Origin of the sequence: Rhodococcus sp. AQ5-07 (genome assembly GCF_009707305.1) — a bacterium.
Lineage (GTDB): Bacteria > Actinomycetota > Actinomycetes > Mycobacteriales > Mycobacteriaceae > Rhodococcus_F > Rhodococcus_F erythropolis.
Genome location: NZ_CP046099.1, coordinates 5,516,827 through 5,531,434 on the forward strand (window position 1 = coordinate 5,516,827; position 14,608 = coordinate 5,531,434).

The 14,608-nt window shown below is 62.6% G+C and carries 14 protein-coding genes; 7 read left to right on the top strand and 7 right to left on the bottom strand.

Annotated features, from left to right (window positions below):
* The first annotated feature begins 51 nt into the window (after positions 1 to 51).
* Both GJB56_RS25685 and GJB56_RS25690 read left to right on the top strand, forming a co-directional pair.
* Positions 52 to 2,595: an ATP-dependent Clp protease ATP-binding subunit gene (locus GJB56_RS25685; protein WP_003945604.1), complete on the top strand. Its 2,544-nt coding sequence runs from the start codon at positions 52 to 54 to the stop codon at positions 2,593 to 2,595.
* A gap of 77 nt (positions 2,596 to 2,672) precedes the next feature.
* On the top strand, positions 2,673 to 3,152 hold the full coding sequence (locus GJB56_RS25690; RefSeq protein ID WP_019746801.1) for a nucleoside deaminase: 480 nt from the start codon (positions 2,673 to 2,675) through the stop codon (positions 3,150 to 3,152).
* Positions 3,153 to 3,209: 57 nt separating this feature from the next.
* Here the strand turns inward: GJB56_RS25690 and fadD5 are convergent, their stop codons facing one another.
* The 3 genes from fadD5 to GJB56_RS25705 all read right to left on the bottom strand — a co-directional run bounded on the left by fadD5 (position 3,210) and on the right by GJB56_RS25705 (position 6,660).
* Entirely contained in the window at positions 3,210 to 4,799 is a 1,590-nt protein-coding gene (gene fadD5 / locus GJB56_RS25695; protein ID WP_113682071.1) for a fatty-acid--CoA ligase FadD5, read from the bottom strand.
* Positions 4,800 to 4,894: 95 nt separating this feature from the next.
* On the bottom strand, positions 4,895 to 5,674 hold the full coding sequence (locus GJB56_RS25700) for an enoyl-CoA hydratase (RefSeq protein WP_113682072.1): 780 nt from the start codon (positions 5,672 to 5,674) through the stop codon (positions 4,895 to 4,897).
* Positions 5,671 to 6,660 carry an NAD(P)H-dependent flavin oxidoreductase gene (locus GJB56_RS25705; RefSeq protein ID WP_019746804.1) on the bottom strand — a complete coding sequence of 330 codons (990 nt, stop codon included), beginning with the start codon at positions 6,658 to 6,660 and terminating at the stop codon, positions 5,671 to 5,673. The genes GJB56_RS25700 and GJB56_RS25705 overlap by 4 nt, the downstream gene beginning before the upstream one ends.
* A 338-nt stretch (positions 6,661 to 6,998) precedes the next feature.
* On the opposite strand from GJB56_RS25705, the gene GJB56_RS25710 reads away from it, so the two are divergent.
* Positions 6,999 to 8,222 carry a TetR/AcrR family transcriptional regulator gene (locus GJB56_RS25710; RefSeq protein WP_113682413.1) on the top strand — a complete coding sequence of 408 codons (1,224 nt, stop codon included), beginning with the start codon at positions 6,999 to 7,001 and terminating at the stop codon, positions 8,220 to 8,222.
* A 98-nt stretch (positions 8,223 to 8,320) separates the two neighbouring features.
* Positions 8,321 to 8,755, top strand: a complete 435-nt coding sequence (locus GJB56_RS25715; RefSeq protein ID WP_003945839.1) for an OsmC family protein — start codon at positions 8,321 to 8,323, stop codon at positions 8,753 to 8,755.
* Here the strand turns inward: GJB56_RS25715 and GJB56_RS25720 are convergent.
* Positions 8,730 to 9,212 (bottom strand): hypothetical protein, encoded by a 483-nt coding sequence (locus GJB56_RS25720; RefSeq protein WP_021342790.1) that lies wholly within the window; start codon positions 9,210 to 9,212, stop codon positions 8,730 to 8,732. The genes GJB56_RS25715 and GJB56_RS25720 overlap by 26 nt on opposite strands.
* Complete coding sequence (locus tag GJB56_RS25725; protein WP_019746807.1) at positions 9,209 to 9,724, bottom strand: DUF4352 domain-containing protein; 516 nt, start codon at positions 9,722 to 9,724, stop codon at positions 9,209 to 9,211. Before GJB56_RS25725 ends, GJB56_RS25720 begins: the two co-directional genes overlap by 4 nt.
* 24 nt (positions 9,725 to 9,748) lie before the next feature.
* Here GJB56_RS25725 and GJB56_RS25730 point away from each other — a divergent pair, with 24 nt between their 5' ends.
* From GJB56_RS25730 to GJB56_RS25740, 3 genes are read left to right on the top strand one after another with little or no spacing between them, the layout of a single operon-like run.
* On the top strand, positions 9,749 to 11,104 hold the full coding sequence (locus tag GJB56_RS25730; RefSeq protein ID WP_113682073.1) for a sensor histidine kinase: 1,356 nt from the start codon (positions 9,749 to 9,751) through the stop codon (positions 11,102 to 11,104).
* Positions 11,105 to 11,152: 48 nt separating this feature from the next.
* On the top strand, positions 11,153 to 11,806 hold the full coding sequence (locus GJB56_RS25735) for a response regulator (RefSeq protein WP_019746809.1): 654 nt from the start codon (positions 11,153 to 11,155) through the stop codon (positions 11,804 to 11,806).
* Positions 11,807 to 11,861: 55 nt separating this feature from the next.
* Positions 11,862 to 12,506: a DsbA family oxidoreductase gene (locus GJB56_RS25740; protein ID WP_230091074.1), complete on the top strand. Its 645-nt coding sequence runs from the start codon at positions 11,862 to 11,864 to the stop codon at positions 12,504 to 12,506.
* Here GJB56_RS25740 and GJB56_RS25745 read toward each other — a convergent pair.
* Together GJB56_RS25745 and GJB56_RS25750 are read right to left on the bottom strand one after the other, a co-directional pair.
* Positions 12,485 to 13,753, bottom strand: a complete 1,269-nt coding sequence (locus tag GJB56_RS25745) for a GAF domain-containing protein (protein ID WP_047888222.1) — start codon at positions 13,751 to 13,753, stop codon at positions 12,485 to 12,487. The genes GJB56_RS25740 and GJB56_RS25745 overlap by 22 nt on opposite strands.
* Before the next feature lie 59 nt (positions 13,754 to 13,812).
* On the bottom strand, positions 13,813 to 14,592 hold the full coding sequence (locus tag GJB56_RS25750; protein ID WP_020906092.1) for an acetoin reductase: 780 nt from the start codon (positions 14,590 to 14,592) through the stop codon (positions 13,813 to 13,815).
* Positions 14,593 to 14,608: the final 16 nt, after the last annotated feature.

A 14,608-nucleotide genomic window follows, 5' to 3' on the forward strand; every position in this document is an offset into this window, starting at 1 on the left:
GACGAGACATCCGGTCTCGAACCTGCCCGCCGGAGAGTGTGAGGGAGAGCGATGTTCGAGAGGTTCACCGATCGCGCGCGGCGCGTTGTTGTCCTGGCTCAAGAAGAAGCCAGGATGCTCAACCACAACTACATCGGCACGGAGCACATCCTTCTCGGCCTCATTCACGAGGGCGAAGGTGTTGCAGCCAAGTCGTTGGAGTCGTTGGGTATCTCCCTCGAGGGAGTCCGCAGCCAGGTCGAGGAGATCATCGGCCAGGGCCAGCAGGCTCCGTCCGGTCACATCCCCTTCACACCGCGCGCCAAGAAAGTCCTCGAGCTGAGTCTGCGCGAAGCGCTGCAGCTCGGACACAACTACATCGGTACGGAGCACATTCTGCTCGGTCTCATCCGTGAGGGTGAGGGCGTAGCAGCCCAGGTTCTGGTCAAGCTCGGTGCCGATCTCAACCGTGTCCGCCAGCAGGTCATCCAGCTGCTGTCGGGCTACCAGGGCAAGGAGCCCACCGAAACCGGTGGCACCCGCGGAGAGGCCGGCACGCCGTCCACCTCGCTCGTGCTCGACCAGTTCGGTCGCAATCTGACGCAAGCTGCCCTCGAAGGCAAGCTGGACCCGGTCATCGGCCGCTCGAAGGAAATCGAGCGCGTCATGCAGGTTCTCTCGCGTCGTACCAAGAACAACCCGGTTCTCATCGGTGAACCCGGTGTCGGTAAGACCGCTGTGGTCGAGGGCCTGGCTCAGGCAATCGTCAACGGTGAGGTCCCCGAGACCCTCAAGGACAAGCAGCTGTACACGCTCGACCTCGGGTCGCTCGTGGCCGGCAGCCGTTACCGCGGTGACTTCGAAGAGCGCCTGAAGAAGGTTCTCAAGGAGATCAACACCCGCGGAGACATCATCCTGTTCATCGACGAGCTGCACACCCTCGTTGGTGCGGGCGCGGCCGAGGGCGCTATCGACGCGGCCTCCATCCTCAAGCCCAAGCTTGCCCGCGGTGAGCTGCAGACCATCGGTGCTACCACTCTCGACGAGTACCGCAAGTACATCGAGAAGGATGCCGCTCTCGAGCGTCGTTTCCAGCCCGTTCAGGTGGGCGAGCCGACCGTCGAGCACACCATCGAGATCCTCAAGGGTCTTCGTGACCGCTACGAGGCTCACCACCGTGTCTCCATCACGGACGGTGCTCTCGTGGCAGCGGCGACGCTGGCCGACCGCTACATCAACGACCGCTTCTTGCCGGACAAGGCGATCGACCTCATCGACGAGGCGGGCGCGCGAATGCGCATCCGTCGGATGACTGCACCGCCGGACCTGCGCGAATTCGACGATCGCATCGCCGACGCGCGTCGCGAGAAGGAGTCCGCGATCGACGCGCAGGACTTCGAGAAGGCTGCGAACCTGCGTGACAAGGAGAAGACCCTCGTTGCTCAGCGCGCTGAGCGTGAGAAGCAGTGGCGTGCGGGCGACCTGGACGTCATCGCCGAGGTCGACGACGAGCAGATCGCCGAGGTTCTGGGCAACTGGACCGGTATCCCCGTCTTCAAGCTCACCGAGGAGGAGACCACTCGTCTGCTCCGCATGGAAGAGGAACTGCACAAGCGGATCATCGGCCAGGAAGAGGCAGTCAAGTCCGTCTCGAAGGCGATCCGTCGTACGCGTGCAGGTCTGAAGGATCCCAAGCGTCCCTCGGGCTCGTTCATCTTCGCCGGCCCGTCCGGTGTCGGTAAGACGGAGCTCGCGAAGTCGCTCGCCAACTTCCTGTTCGGCGACGACGACGCTCTGATCCAGATCGACATGGGCGAGTTCCACGACCGCTTCACCGCTTCGCGTCTGTTCGGTGCCCCTCCCGGGTACGTCGGATACGAAGAGGGTGGCCAGCTCACCGAGAAGGTGCGCCGCAAGCCGTTCAGCGTTGTGCTGTTCGACGAGATCGAGAAGGCACACCAGGAGATCTACAACACCCTCCTGCAGGTGCTCGAGGACGGCCGTCTCACCGACGGTCAGGGACGTACCGTCGACTTCAAGAACACGGTGCTGATCTTCACGTCCAACCTCGGTACGTCGGACATCTCCAAGGCAGTCGGCCTGGGCTTCAGCTCGGGAACGGGCACGGAGTCGAACTACGAGCGCATGAAGCTCAAGGTGCACGACGAGCTGAAGAAGCACTTCCGTCCCGAGTTCTTGAACCGTATCGACGACATCGTCGTCTTCCATCAGCTCACGAACGAGCAGATCGTTCAGATGGTCGACCTGATGCTCGCTCGCGTCGAGGCGGCACTCAAGAACAAGGACATGGCCATGGAGGTCACCGACAAGGCCAAGTCGCTTCTGGCCAAGCGCGGATTCGATCCGGTACTGGGTGCACGACCGCTGCGTCGCACCATCCAGCGCGAGATCGAGGACCAGATGTCCGAGAAGATCCTCTTCGGAGAGATCGGACCCGGCCACATCGTGCTCGTCGACGTCGAGAACTGGGACGGCGAAGGCTCGGGCGAGGACGCGAAGTTCACGTTCACGCCTACCAAGAAGCCGATCGACGTGCCGGACGCACCGCCGATCGAGCTGACCAAGGCCGGCGAAAGCGAAAGCGCAGCAGAGTAGTACAGCAGAGTAAGTAACGAACGGGCGGCACCTCACCGGTGCCGCCCGTTTCGTGTATCACGGGAGAGGGCGTACACATGAACGACATCGAACTGGGTCACCTGCGCCGTTGCGTCGAATTGGCAACGGAAGCGTTGGATGCCGGCGACGAACCTTTCGGTTCCGTCCTGGCAGCGGCCGACGGAACATTTCTGGCGGAAGATCGAAACAGGATCGCGGGCGGCGACAACACTCGCCACCCCGAGTTCGAGCTGGCTCGGTGGGCGGCTCAGTATCTGACGCCGGAAGAGCGTTCGACGGCAACGGTATTCACCTCGGGAGAGCACTGCGCGATGTGTTCGGCTGCGCACGCATGGGTGGGCCTCGGACGTATCGTCTACATCTGCTCTTCGGCTCAACTCGGCGACTGGCTCGCGGAGTGGGGTGCGGCCCCGGCGCCGGTGAAGTCTCTGTCCGTCAACGAGGTTGCGCCGAACGTCCCGGTCGAAGGTCCGGTGCCGGAGTTGGTTCCGCTGGTGCGAGAACTGCATCGGAAGTTGCATTCGCAGAGCGCTTGACGGGCACACGCAAACGGGCGGCACCCCGCTGGAGGTGCCGCCCGTTTGCGTGTGGAGTCAGGAAACTGCGTCGACCGCTCGGACCTTCTCTCGCAGTTCGCCCTTGACGACCTTGCCGCTTGCATTGCGCGGCAGAGCTTCCACGACGACGATGTCCTTCGGGTGCTTGTAGCGCGCGAGACGATCATTGAGGAAGCTGCTCAGTTCCTCGATGGTCAAGTCCACGGCTGAACCTGGCGCCATCGCGACGATCGCTACCGGCACCTCACCCCACTTGGCGTCGGGGCGACCGACGACGGCCGCTTCGACGATCAATTCGTGTTCGTAGAGAACGTTTTCCACCTCGGCGCAGTAGATGTTCTCTCCGCCGGAGATGATCATGTCCTTCTTGCGATCGACGACGTAGACAAAGCCTTCGTCGTCGACTCGAACGAGATCGCCGGAGTGGAACCATCCACCGTGGAAGGCGTCAGCGGTGGCGGTGGGGTTGTTCCAGTACTCGCTCATCATCGTGGGCCCGCGGTAGACGATTTCACCGATTTCACCGGGCGCCACGTCGTCCATGTTCTCGTCGACGACCCTGGCCGAAATGGTCGGGATGACCCGACCGACGGATCCGAGCTTGCGAATCGCATCCTCACCGTCGAGAACGCAAGTGATGGGCGACATCTCGGTCTGACCGAAGACTGCGACATTGAACGCGTCCGGGAAGATTTCGGCCATTGCCCGCAGGATGGTATCGGACGATGGTGCGGCGCCCCACGAGATGTTCTTCAGCGACAGTGCTCGAGGTTGCGCCTTCTGCACTGCGCACACGGCCTGCCATTGCACGGGCACGAGGAACAAGCTGGTGACCTTCTCGGCTTCGAGAATGTCGAGTAGTTGACCAGGGTCGAATGCGCCGACCGGATGGATCACCGTGGTCGTGCCGAGTTGCAGGCTCGGCGCGATGGAACCGAGGGCCGCGATGTGGAACATGGGCGACGCGCAGAAGCCGATGGAATCGGCATTGAACAGGTGGAAGGCCCTGATACAGGTCAATGCTTGCGAAGACAGGTTGGAGTGGGAGAGCACCGAACCCTTGGGGCGACCGGTGGTTCCCGAGGTGTACATGATGAGTGCAGGAGTGTCGTCCGGGATGTCGACGAACGCGTGCGGCTCGCCCGCCTCGCTGATCAGGTCCTCGTAGTTCAGGCTGTCACCCTCGGCGGGGGCGCCTACGGTGATGGAGATGTCGATACCCTCTGACGCGGCACGCGCCGCTCCGGCCAGTGGAGCCAATGGTCCCTCGGCGACAATGACTTTGGAGCCGGAGTCGTTGACCAGGTACGCGATCTCGGGTGGCGTGAGACGGAAGTTCACCGGAACAGCTATCGCGCCCAATGCGTTGGTCGCGAGCACGATCTCGAGGTATTCGGGGCGATTGAGCATCAGGATGAGCACGCGGTCGCCGAAGCTGACGCCGCGTCGGGCTAGAGCGTCTGCCAGCTTCTCGACGCGTGCGTCGAGGGTGCTCCAGGTGATGGAATCGCCCAAGAATCGCAGCGCGGTGCGATCGGGAATCATCTGCGCATGCCTGGCGATCTGATTGTTCCAGTTGGTGCGGCGTGAACGCTGCGCCTCGGAGACTGCATCGGTGGAGGCCATCGATGGGTTCCTCTCATGCGTGGGTGATTGTGTGACTCAGGCTACAGTGAGCCGTCGATTCTCACAGTGGTTTTGTTAACGAAAATTCGCAATGACTACTTGAAGTGCGGTGCGCGCTTCTGCAGCATCGCCATCGCGCCTTCTTTGAAGTCGTCACCGGTGAGAAGTTCTGCCTGACCGGTATTTTCGAGCTCCAACGCGGCATCGAGGCGGTCCAGCGTCGCTGCATTGAGTGCGCGCTTGGTGAGTTCGAGTGCGCGTCGGGGAGCCTTCGACGTGCGATCGACGACCGAGTCGACGAGTACGTCGAACGCGTCGTCTGCGACGGTGCGGGACACGAGCCCGAAACGCTCTGCGTCCTCGGCGGAAACCCGCTCGCCCAGCAACGCCATCTCGGCCGCTCTGGCACGTCCGATCGCTGCCGGCACCAGCGCACTGGCGCCGCCGTCGGGCATCAGGCCGATGTTGACGAACGAGAGGAGGAAATAGGCGCTCGATGCTGCGTACGTCAGGTCCGCGGCCAGGGCGATGGACACTCCGACGCCGGCTGCCGGGCCGTTGACCGCGGCGATCACCGGGACCGGGGCGCTGGTGATGGCGCGAATCAGAGAAGTCGCGGCATCCATGACAACTTTCGGGTCTGCGGGGTTGAGGGCCGCTGCCGCAAGATCGGCTCCGGTGCAGAACGCTCGACCGGATCCGGTGATCACGATGGTACGAACTCTCGGGTCTGCGCCGCCCTCTCTGACGGCGGCTGCGAAAGCAGTCATCGTGGGTAGATCGATCGCGTTCATCCGCTTCGGGCGGTCGAAGGTCAATCGCAGTACACCGTCGGTGTTTTCGGAGCGAAAGCCCGTCTCGGCGGTGGCGGTCATGCCGCGCTCACAGCGGTGACGAATCCGGAAAGCCGTGAGGTGATGAGGTGTTCGGCCTCCGAGACCATGCGGTCGATCATGTCGGCGACGGTCGGGATGTCGTTGATCAACCCTTGGCTTTGCCCGGCGGACCAGATGCCTGCATCGAGATCGCCGTCTTCGAAGACCTTGCGCCCGCGTGCCCCGGCGACCAGATGCTGGATGTCGCTGAACTGCGCGTCGCCGCGCGCCTCGATGTCGACGACTTCGGCGCTGATCGCATTCGCTGCTACGCGTGCGGTGTTGTGCAGAGTCCGGAAAATCAGCTTGGTGTCACGCTCGGTGTTGGCGACTATCTGCTCTTTAACCGATTGTGCTACAGGAGATTCCACGGTGCACATGAATCGAGTTCCCATGTTGACGCCGTCTGCTCCGAGCGCAAGCGCCGCGACGAGTCCGCGGGAATCTGCGATTCCGCCTGACGCGATCACCGGAATCGTGAGTTGCTGCGTGGCCGCCGGAATCAGAATCAGCCCTGGTATGTCGTCTTCACCTGGGTGTCCGGCGCATTCGAAGCCGTCGATGCTGACGGCGTCGACGCCCAGTCTCTCGGCCTTGACCGCGTGACGAACTGCAGTGCACTTGTGGATCACCTTCACGCCCGCGTCCTTGAAATGCGGAAGATGATCGATCGGATTGGAACCGGCCGTCTCGACGATCTTGATCCCGGATTCGATGATCGCCTGGCGATATTCGGCGTACGGCGGCGGCGTGATCGACGGCAGAATCGTGAGATTGACGCCGAACGGCTTGTCGGTGAGATCGCGGGTCCGAGCAATTTCCTTGACGAGATCTTCCGGAGTGGGTTGGGTAAGGCCGGTCAGGAACCCCAGGGCACCGGAATTTGCCGTGGCCGCAACAAGTTCTGCGCGTCCTACCCACATCATGCCGCCCTGCACGATCGGATGGTCTACGCCGAACATCTCGGTGAAGCGAGTGCGAATCATCTGCTCACAACTACTTTCTTACGATCGGTCAATCGGCATCGAACCCTATTGCAGGCGAATAAAAATCCTGTGCTGCATGGAACGAGCCCGCCAGCGGACTGCGTGCAAGTTTGTGCGAATCATCACTAACATAACACCGGTGTGAGAGCGGGTGTCAAGACTCTTTTTCCGGAATCCGTCCGCCGTGACAGCCGCGTTGTAGGGTTTCGGGTGAAGCCATACCGGGCGCGAATTGCGACCTTCGCGACGGTTAACATGGTCCGTTCGGACTCGCGCCCGTAGAAGTGCGGTGCAGCGGACGAAGGCAGTGGAAGAAAGCAACGGAAGTGGAGGGTCAGGTGCCCGGACAGACACGCGTCTCCGTGAGCGGCAGTGGCTCTGCACCACGAACGCGTCCGAAGAATCGGAAGGCCCAAATCGCGGCCGCTGCCGCGGAGGCATTCAGTGAACGTGGCTACCACGCGGTCGGCATCGACGAGATCGCAGCGAAGGTCGGAATCTCCGGGCCGGCCCTCTATCGTCATTTCCCCACGAAATACGCGCTGTTCGTCTACACCGTGAACAACCTGACCCAGGCGTTGCTGGATGCCAGCGATCCCGCGGTACACGGAAACGACGATCCACGCGAGCAGTTGAACTCCACCATGGTGGGGGTCATCCGCGCGACGATCGAGAATCGGCGTAGGGGAGGGCTCTACCGTTGGGAGGGCCGGTACCTGGTCGACGAGGATCGTGAGCAATTGCGGGAGGGAATGCGCACGCTCAATCTTCGGATTGCCGAGCCGTTGGCCGCAGTGCGCCCGGAACTGGACCCGGCCGACGTCGAGCTGATCGCACCGGCTGTGCTCAGCGTGATCGCCAGTATCACCGGTCATCGATCGGCGTTGTCCGCCAAGCAGATCGAATCGTTGATTCTCGCAGCTTGTTGGTCGGTCATCGGCGTCGAGTTGCCCGTTGGTGCGAAGGGCGGCGGCAAGAAACAGGCGCCCGAACGCAAACCCGGCCTTGCCCGGACGTCGAAACGTGAAGTGCTGCTTCAGGAAGCCGTATTGCTGTTCTATCAGCGCGGCTATCACGACGTGAGTATCGAGGAGATCGGCGCCGCAGCGGGTATCAACGCGTCGAGCGTGTACCGGCACTTCGCGAGCAAGGCCGATCTACTCGCCGCGGCTTTCCACCGGGCGTCCGATCGCCTGACGATGACGTTGGGTTCGGCGTTGGCGGAGTCGGAGACACCACTCGCGGCCGTAGAGACATTGGCCAAGATGTACGTCGAGGTGTCGTTCGGCAGAAGCGAACTGTTGGCGGTGTATTTCGCCGAGATCGGCAGCTTGCCGGACCGGTCGCGGACAGAGTTGCGGAACATCCAGCGGCTCAACGTGGAGGAGTGGGCGCACTTGTGCGTCGAGGCGCGGCCGGAGTTGACGATCGTCCAAGCGCGGTTCCTCGTCCACGCGGCGCTTGGTCTGGTGTTCGACATCGGCAGGATCGTGCACTTTTCCTCGGAGAACTCCGCGCAAGTACGCGTCGAGAAATTGCTGACCGCGACTCTCCTGGGGTAGCGCAGTCCGAAACAGTAGGTGTGACTTCACGTATCGCGGGTAGGTTCGTGATCGCAAGGCGTTCACCGAATCATGTGAAGACGGAAGTAGGGACAGCAATGCCAACTCGTACCGCACGCACCGCCTGGAACGGCACCCTCGAAGCCGGGTCGGGACAGGTCGAACTCACCAGCTCGGGTGTCGCGACCTTCGATGTGTCGTTCCCCAAGCGCGCAGCTGAGGAAGCCGGCGGAACCACCAGCCCCGAAGAACTGATCGCCGCGGCACATTCGTCCTGCTACGCGATGCAGTTGTCGGCACTGATCGCCGAGGCCGGCGGAACCCCGCAGAGCCTCGACATCACCGCAGACGTGTCGCTGGGCCCCGACACGGTCGGCTTCAAGCTCACCGGAATCAAGCTCACCGTTCGCGCCGAGGTCGACGGCCTCGACGCCGACGGTTTTGCCAAGGTTGCCCAGGCGGCCAAGGAAACGTGCCCGATCAGCAAGGCACTGACCGGCGTCGACATCACGTTGGATGCGGCACTGGACTGATCACCTCGTGCTCGGGCGCCCCCTCCGGCGCCCGAGTGCGGTTGTGTGTGACGACCAGGTAGCTTGCGAACAATATCGGGAGCACCCACAGATCCGAGGGATCACGAAAGACCACGATCGGCAAGAGCTCGCCGCGGAATCCTCCTGCGGTCCAGCGGAAAAACCCGATCACCCACTCGTACGCGTCGCCGATCGGCGAGACCGTCTTCACCGCGGCGAAGCCGATGCCCGTGACCGCGATGGACCAGGCGATCGCTGCTCGCCCCGCCAGCTTTCGTCTGAGCACCTCGAGAACCGAGAGCAGAAGCAAGGGAAACAGGAACACGCCGGCGACGTCGGACAGCTTGCCCGTCATCGTGTTCCCGAATGCCCCTTTGAGTACGTGGTCGTTGACCAAGATGACGGACACCGAGACCAGCGCCCACGGACTCAGCAGCAGATCGCCCGGGCGGTTCACGACAGGTTGATGGTTGCCGAGCCGGACGAGAACAGGTCGCACTTGAACTGAAGGCGAAGACCGGTGGCGGCTTCGGGGACCTCGTACGCCAATTCGCCTCGCTTGGCTGCACCCGGCGCAAGCTCTCCGTCGACGCTCGACGTGCTGCTGTCGGTGAACGTGATGTTGTACGACTTGTTGGTCGAGTCCTGCAGTTCGAAGCACATCATCGATGACACGGTCGACGGCTTGTCGCTGTTGTTGGTGACCTCGGTGTCGACCACGACGTAGCGGTTTCCGGGATCCGCGGTGATGAACTGATTGGTCGAGACATAGGGATCGACAACGCCGTGTACCTGGACGCGCCAGTCGCCCAGTTCGACGACGTCACCGATGCCGAAGGCAGCCGCGGGTGCGGCGGAAGAACCGTTGTCGTCGACCTTCTTCGCTTCGTCGGTCTCGCCCGAGGCGATGGTTGCGAACAGGGCTGCGCCGACGGCGAGGAGGGCGAGGGGAGTACGGAGTGATCGCATGATGTGCGCCTTTCGAGAGTTGGTATGGCACAAGTCAACGATGTGGGGACCGCTCACCGCTTCGGTCGAAAGATCGGGGAGCCTCATCCTTTCGGTCGGAGCTTGACGGTTCGTCCACCCGTTCGGCTGATTCGAGGCGTCGGTGGCGGTGGATACGCTTGCTCGGTGATCACCACCAAAGGAACCGTTGTGCGACGACGCGTATGGACTACCGCCGCCGTCGCATTCAGCCTTTTCTGTTCCTTCATGACGGTGGGCATCGCAGGCGCGTCGGGAAATATGCCACCGGCATTGGTCGGGATCGGGTTCGTCCTGGGCGTGGCCGGTGGGATATCGCTTGTCTGGCGCCATCAACATCCCTGGGTGGTTCTGGCGATCACGCTGGTCGGCCCGCTGTTCTTCCCCACCGATGCGACGGCGGCGCTCATCGCGTTGTTCGCCGTTGCTCGGATCGCGCGTGGGCCTCGGCTTGCAGCATCCGCGGCAGCTGTCTTCGTCGTGTGCGGAATTTCGTTGACCTACGACGCTTTTCGAAATCGTGAGTACTCCGTTCTCACGATGGGCACCGCGAAACCCAAAGACGGTTCGGTGGTTGTTCAATACGACGTCGCCATCTGGATCCCGTGGCTCGTCGCTGCCGTCATGGTCGGCATTGTCGTGGCGCTCTCGCTCCTGATTCGGACCAGAACCGAACTCGTCGAGGCAGAGCACGTACGGGATCTGGCCACCGAGAAAACCGACGTGATGCGCGACGAGATGATTCGCACCGAGGAACGAACGCGGATCGCTCGCGACATGCACGACACGATCGCGGCCAGTTTGAGCCGGATCTCGTTGTTCGCCGGCGGGTTGCAGGTCAGCGCGGCAGACAATCCCGAGAAGGTCGTCAACACCGCAGCGATGATCAGAACCACCGCCCACGAGGCTTTGGACGAATTGAAGGGAATCGTCGGAGTGCTCAGGGGAAGCGGTGATCGCCGCGAACACGGTGGGCACCAGGGGATCGACGCGATCGGTAACCTGGTCAACAGTGCACGCGCGGCAGGCATCCACTGCCGTCTCGAATCCGAGTTGCTCCCGGGTGATGTCGGAATGTTGGCGGGGCATGTCTGTTATCGCGTCGTTCAGGAATCGTTGACCAACGTCCAGAAGTACGCGAGCGACCAGATGCTCGTCATTTCCGTGACCGGGTCGCCGCACGACGGAATCCGCATCCTCGCACGCAACAAGCTGAGCGAGCTTGCACCCATGACGTCGATCGGTTCTCGATCCGGCCTACGCGGGTTGGCCGAACAGGCGCGAGAGATCGGCGGCAAGGTGGAGGCAGGCGCGTTGGGGGACGATTTCCTCGTCAGTTGCTGGGTGCCCTGGTCGTCGTAGCCCTCCCACCCTCTAACTGTCGGGGGCTCTGGGTAATCTGAGCGCACTATGGACGCTGACTCGCGCATCACAGTTTTGATCGTCGACAACGACGCGTGGGTTCGGCGCGGGATGAAGGACATCCTGGAAGCAGCGCCGGACATCGTGGTGGTTGCCGAGGCCGAGGACGGCGATCAGGTCGCAGCCAAGGTCACTCGTTTTCGTCCCCACGTGGTGCTGATGGATCTGAAGATGGCACGGGTCGGTGGCTTGGAGGCCACGCGTGAATTGATGACCATGAGTAATCCGCCGAAGGTCATTGCCATGACCGCCTTCGACGTCGACGACATGGTTGTGCAGGCAGTCGAGGCGGGCGCGCACAGTTTCCTGAGCAAGGACGCAGCTCCGCAGGCGTTCCAGCAGGCAGTGCGGGTAGTGGCGTCGGACCACTCGTTGTTCAGTTGCGATTCTCTGCGCGCCATCGTGGCCTCGTCGCCGCGGCGGCAAGCGCCCGATCAGACTCCGCTCGCTTCGCTCACCGAGCGCGAGCGCGAAGTGCTGACAATCCTGGCGACAGGCGCGGCCAACAGCGTCATCGCGGAGCGGTTGTACCTCGGTGAGACCACCGTCAAGACGCATATCTCTTCGCTGTTCGCCAAGCTGGGTGTGCCCAACCGCGTGAGTGCATCGTTGATCGCGTTCCGGTGTGGCCTTGTGACGTGACTCGGGACTAATCCCTACCCTGTTCGTTGTTGCACCTTCGGTGACTGATCAAATCGTGATTGACCAAGACGTGACCATCGAAGTGTGGTCGGACGTCGCTTGTCCGTGGTGCTACATCGGAAAGACCAGGTTCCTCTCGGCGCTGGATCGTTTCGAGAACAAGGACCGCGTCAACGTCATCTGGCGCTCGTACCAGCTCGCGCCGGAGACGCCGGTGGGAGAGGGCCGAACCGAACTCGACGCCTTGGTCGAAATGAAGGGGATGGCGCCTGATCAGGTACGTCAGATGTTCGCCCACGTCAGCGCGACGGCCGCCGAGGTCGGGTTGACCTTGGACTTCGAAACCGTGATCGCCGCCAATACGTTTGATGCGCACAGGTTGCTGCATCTCGCGGGTGAGCGGCAGAACGAACTCCTCGAAGCGCTGTTCAAAGCGCACTTCAGCGACGGCTTGGTGATCGACGACCGTGAGGTGCTGGTCGAGTTGGCCGTGAGCGTCGGCCTCGACGCCGATGTCGTGCGCGAGCAACTCGATTCCGATGCCGCAGCGGAGGCTGTCCGCGAAGATCTGTCCATGGCCCGCCAACTGCAGGTCAGCGGCGTTCCGTTCTTTGTCGCCAACCGTGCGGTTGCCGTGTCGGGCGCTCAGCCCGAAGAGGTGTTTCTGCAGTTGCTTACTCAGGCCTCCGAACCGGCCTGAGAAAGGCGAGCGGCACGCACCGCCGGGGCGTTCGAAAACGGCAACAGATGTGCGCCGTTCACGGGGCAGGACAACGTCACGTGCGCTGCATCGACGAACCGGTACGGCTGCGCTGCAACAACTCCGGCGAGGTTCTTTCGCAGACGCGACATCTCGGCCCGCGCGGTCACCGTGCGGGCCGGGTCGCCGAACAGATCTTGCGCCAACCGAGATGCAGTCAGTCCCCGTCTCTCGGATCCGAGGAGGAACAGAATCTCCGCGTGTCGTTGGGTGGGGGCGTATGCCCATTCGCCGAAACCCGACGTGACGGTCACCGACATGTTCTCGGAATCGCGCAGATCGATATGTACCGTGGGCGCGCTGATTCTCTCGCCGGTGGTGATCGGTCTAACCAGCCACCCGCCGGGAAGCGGATCCAGTTCGCACAGGCCCAGTGCCGGGAACCATGCCCTGCCGGGAGCCAAAGCTGCGGGGAGCAGCACGCGCGAGCGATGAGGTAACGCGTCGACCGCTGCGACCCATCCGTGGGTGTCGATCACCAATGCGGGTGATCCGCTTCGTGCAAGCATCGGCCCTGCAACAGAACGTAGTTGATCGAGGTTGTCCCGATGCTTGTCGCGCAGGTGTGATTGAGCGAGGCGTGCGACGGCGTCGACCAGAGCGAGCGTCGTGGGATGGACGGTCTTGGCAGGACCACTGATGTCGACGACGCCGATGACACGGTCGTCCCGCGGATCGCGGATGGGTGCCCCTGCACACGTCCACGGATGATGGCTGCGCGCATAGTGTTCCGCCGAGAAGATCTGAACCGCCTGTCGTGACACCAATGCCGTTCCGATGGCGTTGGTGCCGACGCTGTCCTCCGCCCAGTTCGCCCCTTCGACAAATCCCAGACGCGCAGCTTGGTCCAGTACGCGATGGGACCCGCTGCGCCACAGTACAGTTCCGCGAAGGTCTGCGACGACCATGATGTTCTCACCGCTCGCGGTGACCGATTCGAGTCCGCGTGTCACGTCGTCGAGCACGTCGTACAGTCCGGACTCACGACGACGGAGATCGAGTTCGGCGACGTCCATCGACGGTTCGACCCGGCTGTGCTCGGGATCGATACCGAGTTCGCGCAGGCGCTGCCACGATTGGCGAACCACGTCCCTTGGGCGGGCTGGTGCGCGGTCTCCGGCCATCGTCGCGTCGTACACCGCGGCGAGGGTCCTCGCGTAGTCGCGAGGATCCTCGCCGGGCGGCATCGCAGGCTCTGGCAACCGCTTTTTCAGTGAAGACACCGCTTTCAGCGAAGACACCTCGGTCAGCGGTAGACGAGACCGCCGTCGATGAGACCGGCCTGCCCGGTCATGTAGTCGGAATCGGGCCCAGCGAGGTAAGAGACGAAACCGGCTACGTCGTCGGGGGTTTCAGCTCGACCCAGCGCAATTCCGCCGACGAACTTCTCGTAGGTGGCGCCCTCTGGCGCACCGGTCAACTCGGCGAACCTCTTGTCGATCGTCACCCACATGTCGGTGCCCACGACGCCGGGGCAGTACGCGTTGACGGTGATTCCGTCGGACGCGTATTCCTTGGCCGCAGCCTGAGTGAGGGCCCTGACCGCGAATTTTGTTGCGCTGTAAACACCTAACATGGCGAACCCGTCGTGACCGGCAATGGACGACGCGTTGATGATCTTTCCGCGCTGACCGAGCGCCTGGAACTTTGCCGCTGCAGCTTGAATTCCCCACAGGACACCGTCGACGTTGACGCTCCAGATCTTGGAGACCTCTTCCGGCGTCGCATCGGAGATCGGGCCGACGAGAGCGATTCCCGCGTTGTTGACGATGACGTCGAATCCGCTCAACTCACTGTGCGCGTGTTCGACTGCGGCGTGAACCTGCGCGCGATCGCTGACATCGGCGATAAACGTCGTCGCACGACGACCGATCTGTCTGATCTCGTCGGCAACCGCATCCAGCTTGGTCTGGTCGAGGTCGACCAACGCGATGTCGGCGCCGTCGTGGGCGAGGCGGAGAGCGATTCCGCGTCCGATTCCTTGGCCGGCGCCGGTGACCAGTACTACCTTGCCCGTGATGCTCATGCAGATCTCCTCGTAA

Excerpts from the sequence above, each read along its gene's own strand:
- GJB56_RS25730 (WP_113682073.1), top strand. The coding sequence starts at position 9,749 with ATGGCACAAGTCAACGATGTGGGGACCGCTCACCGCTTCGGTCGAAAG.
- GJB56_RS25685 (WP_003945604.1), top strand. The coding sequence starts at position 52 with ATGTTCGAGAGGTTCACCGATCGCGCGCGGCGCGTTGTTGTCCTGGCT.
- fadD5 (WP_113682071.1), bottom strand. The coding sequence starts at position 4,799 with ATGGCCTCCACCGATGCAGTCTCCGAGGCGCAGCGTTCACGCCGCACC.
- GJB56_RS25705 (WP_019746804.1), bottom strand. The coding sequence starts at position 6,660 with ATGATTCGCACTCGCTTCACCGAGATGTTCGGCGTAGACCATCCGATC.
- GJB56_RS25735 (WP_019746809.1), top strand. The coding sequence starts at position 11,153 with ATGGACGCTGACTCGCGCATCACAGTTTTGATCGTCGACAACGACGCG.
- GJB56_RS25715 (WP_003945839.1), top strand. The coding sequence starts at position 8,321 with ATGCCAACTCGTACCGCACGCACCGCCTGGAACGGCACCCTCGAAGCC.
- GJB56_RS25700 (WP_113682072.1), bottom strand. The coding sequence starts at position 5,674 with ATGACCGCCACCGCCGAGACGGGCTTTCGCTCCGAAAACACCGACGGT.
- GJB56_RS25725 (WP_019746807.1), bottom strand. The coding sequence starts at position 9,724 with ATGCGATCACTCCGTACTCCCCTCGCCCTCCTCGCCGTCGGCGCAGCC.
- GJB56_RS25745 (WP_047888222.1), bottom strand. The coding sequence starts at position 13,753 with ATGCCGCCCGGCGAGGATCCTCGCGACTACGCGAGGACCCTCGCCGCG.
- GJB56_RS25690 (WP_019746801.1), top strand. The coding sequence starts at position 2,673 with ATGAACGACATCGAACTGGGTCACCTGCGCCGTTGCGTCGAATTGGCA.
- GJB56_RS25750 (WP_020906092.1), bottom strand. The coding sequence starts at position 14,592 with ATGAGCATCACGGGCAAGGTAGTACTGGTCACCGGCGCCGGCCAAGGA.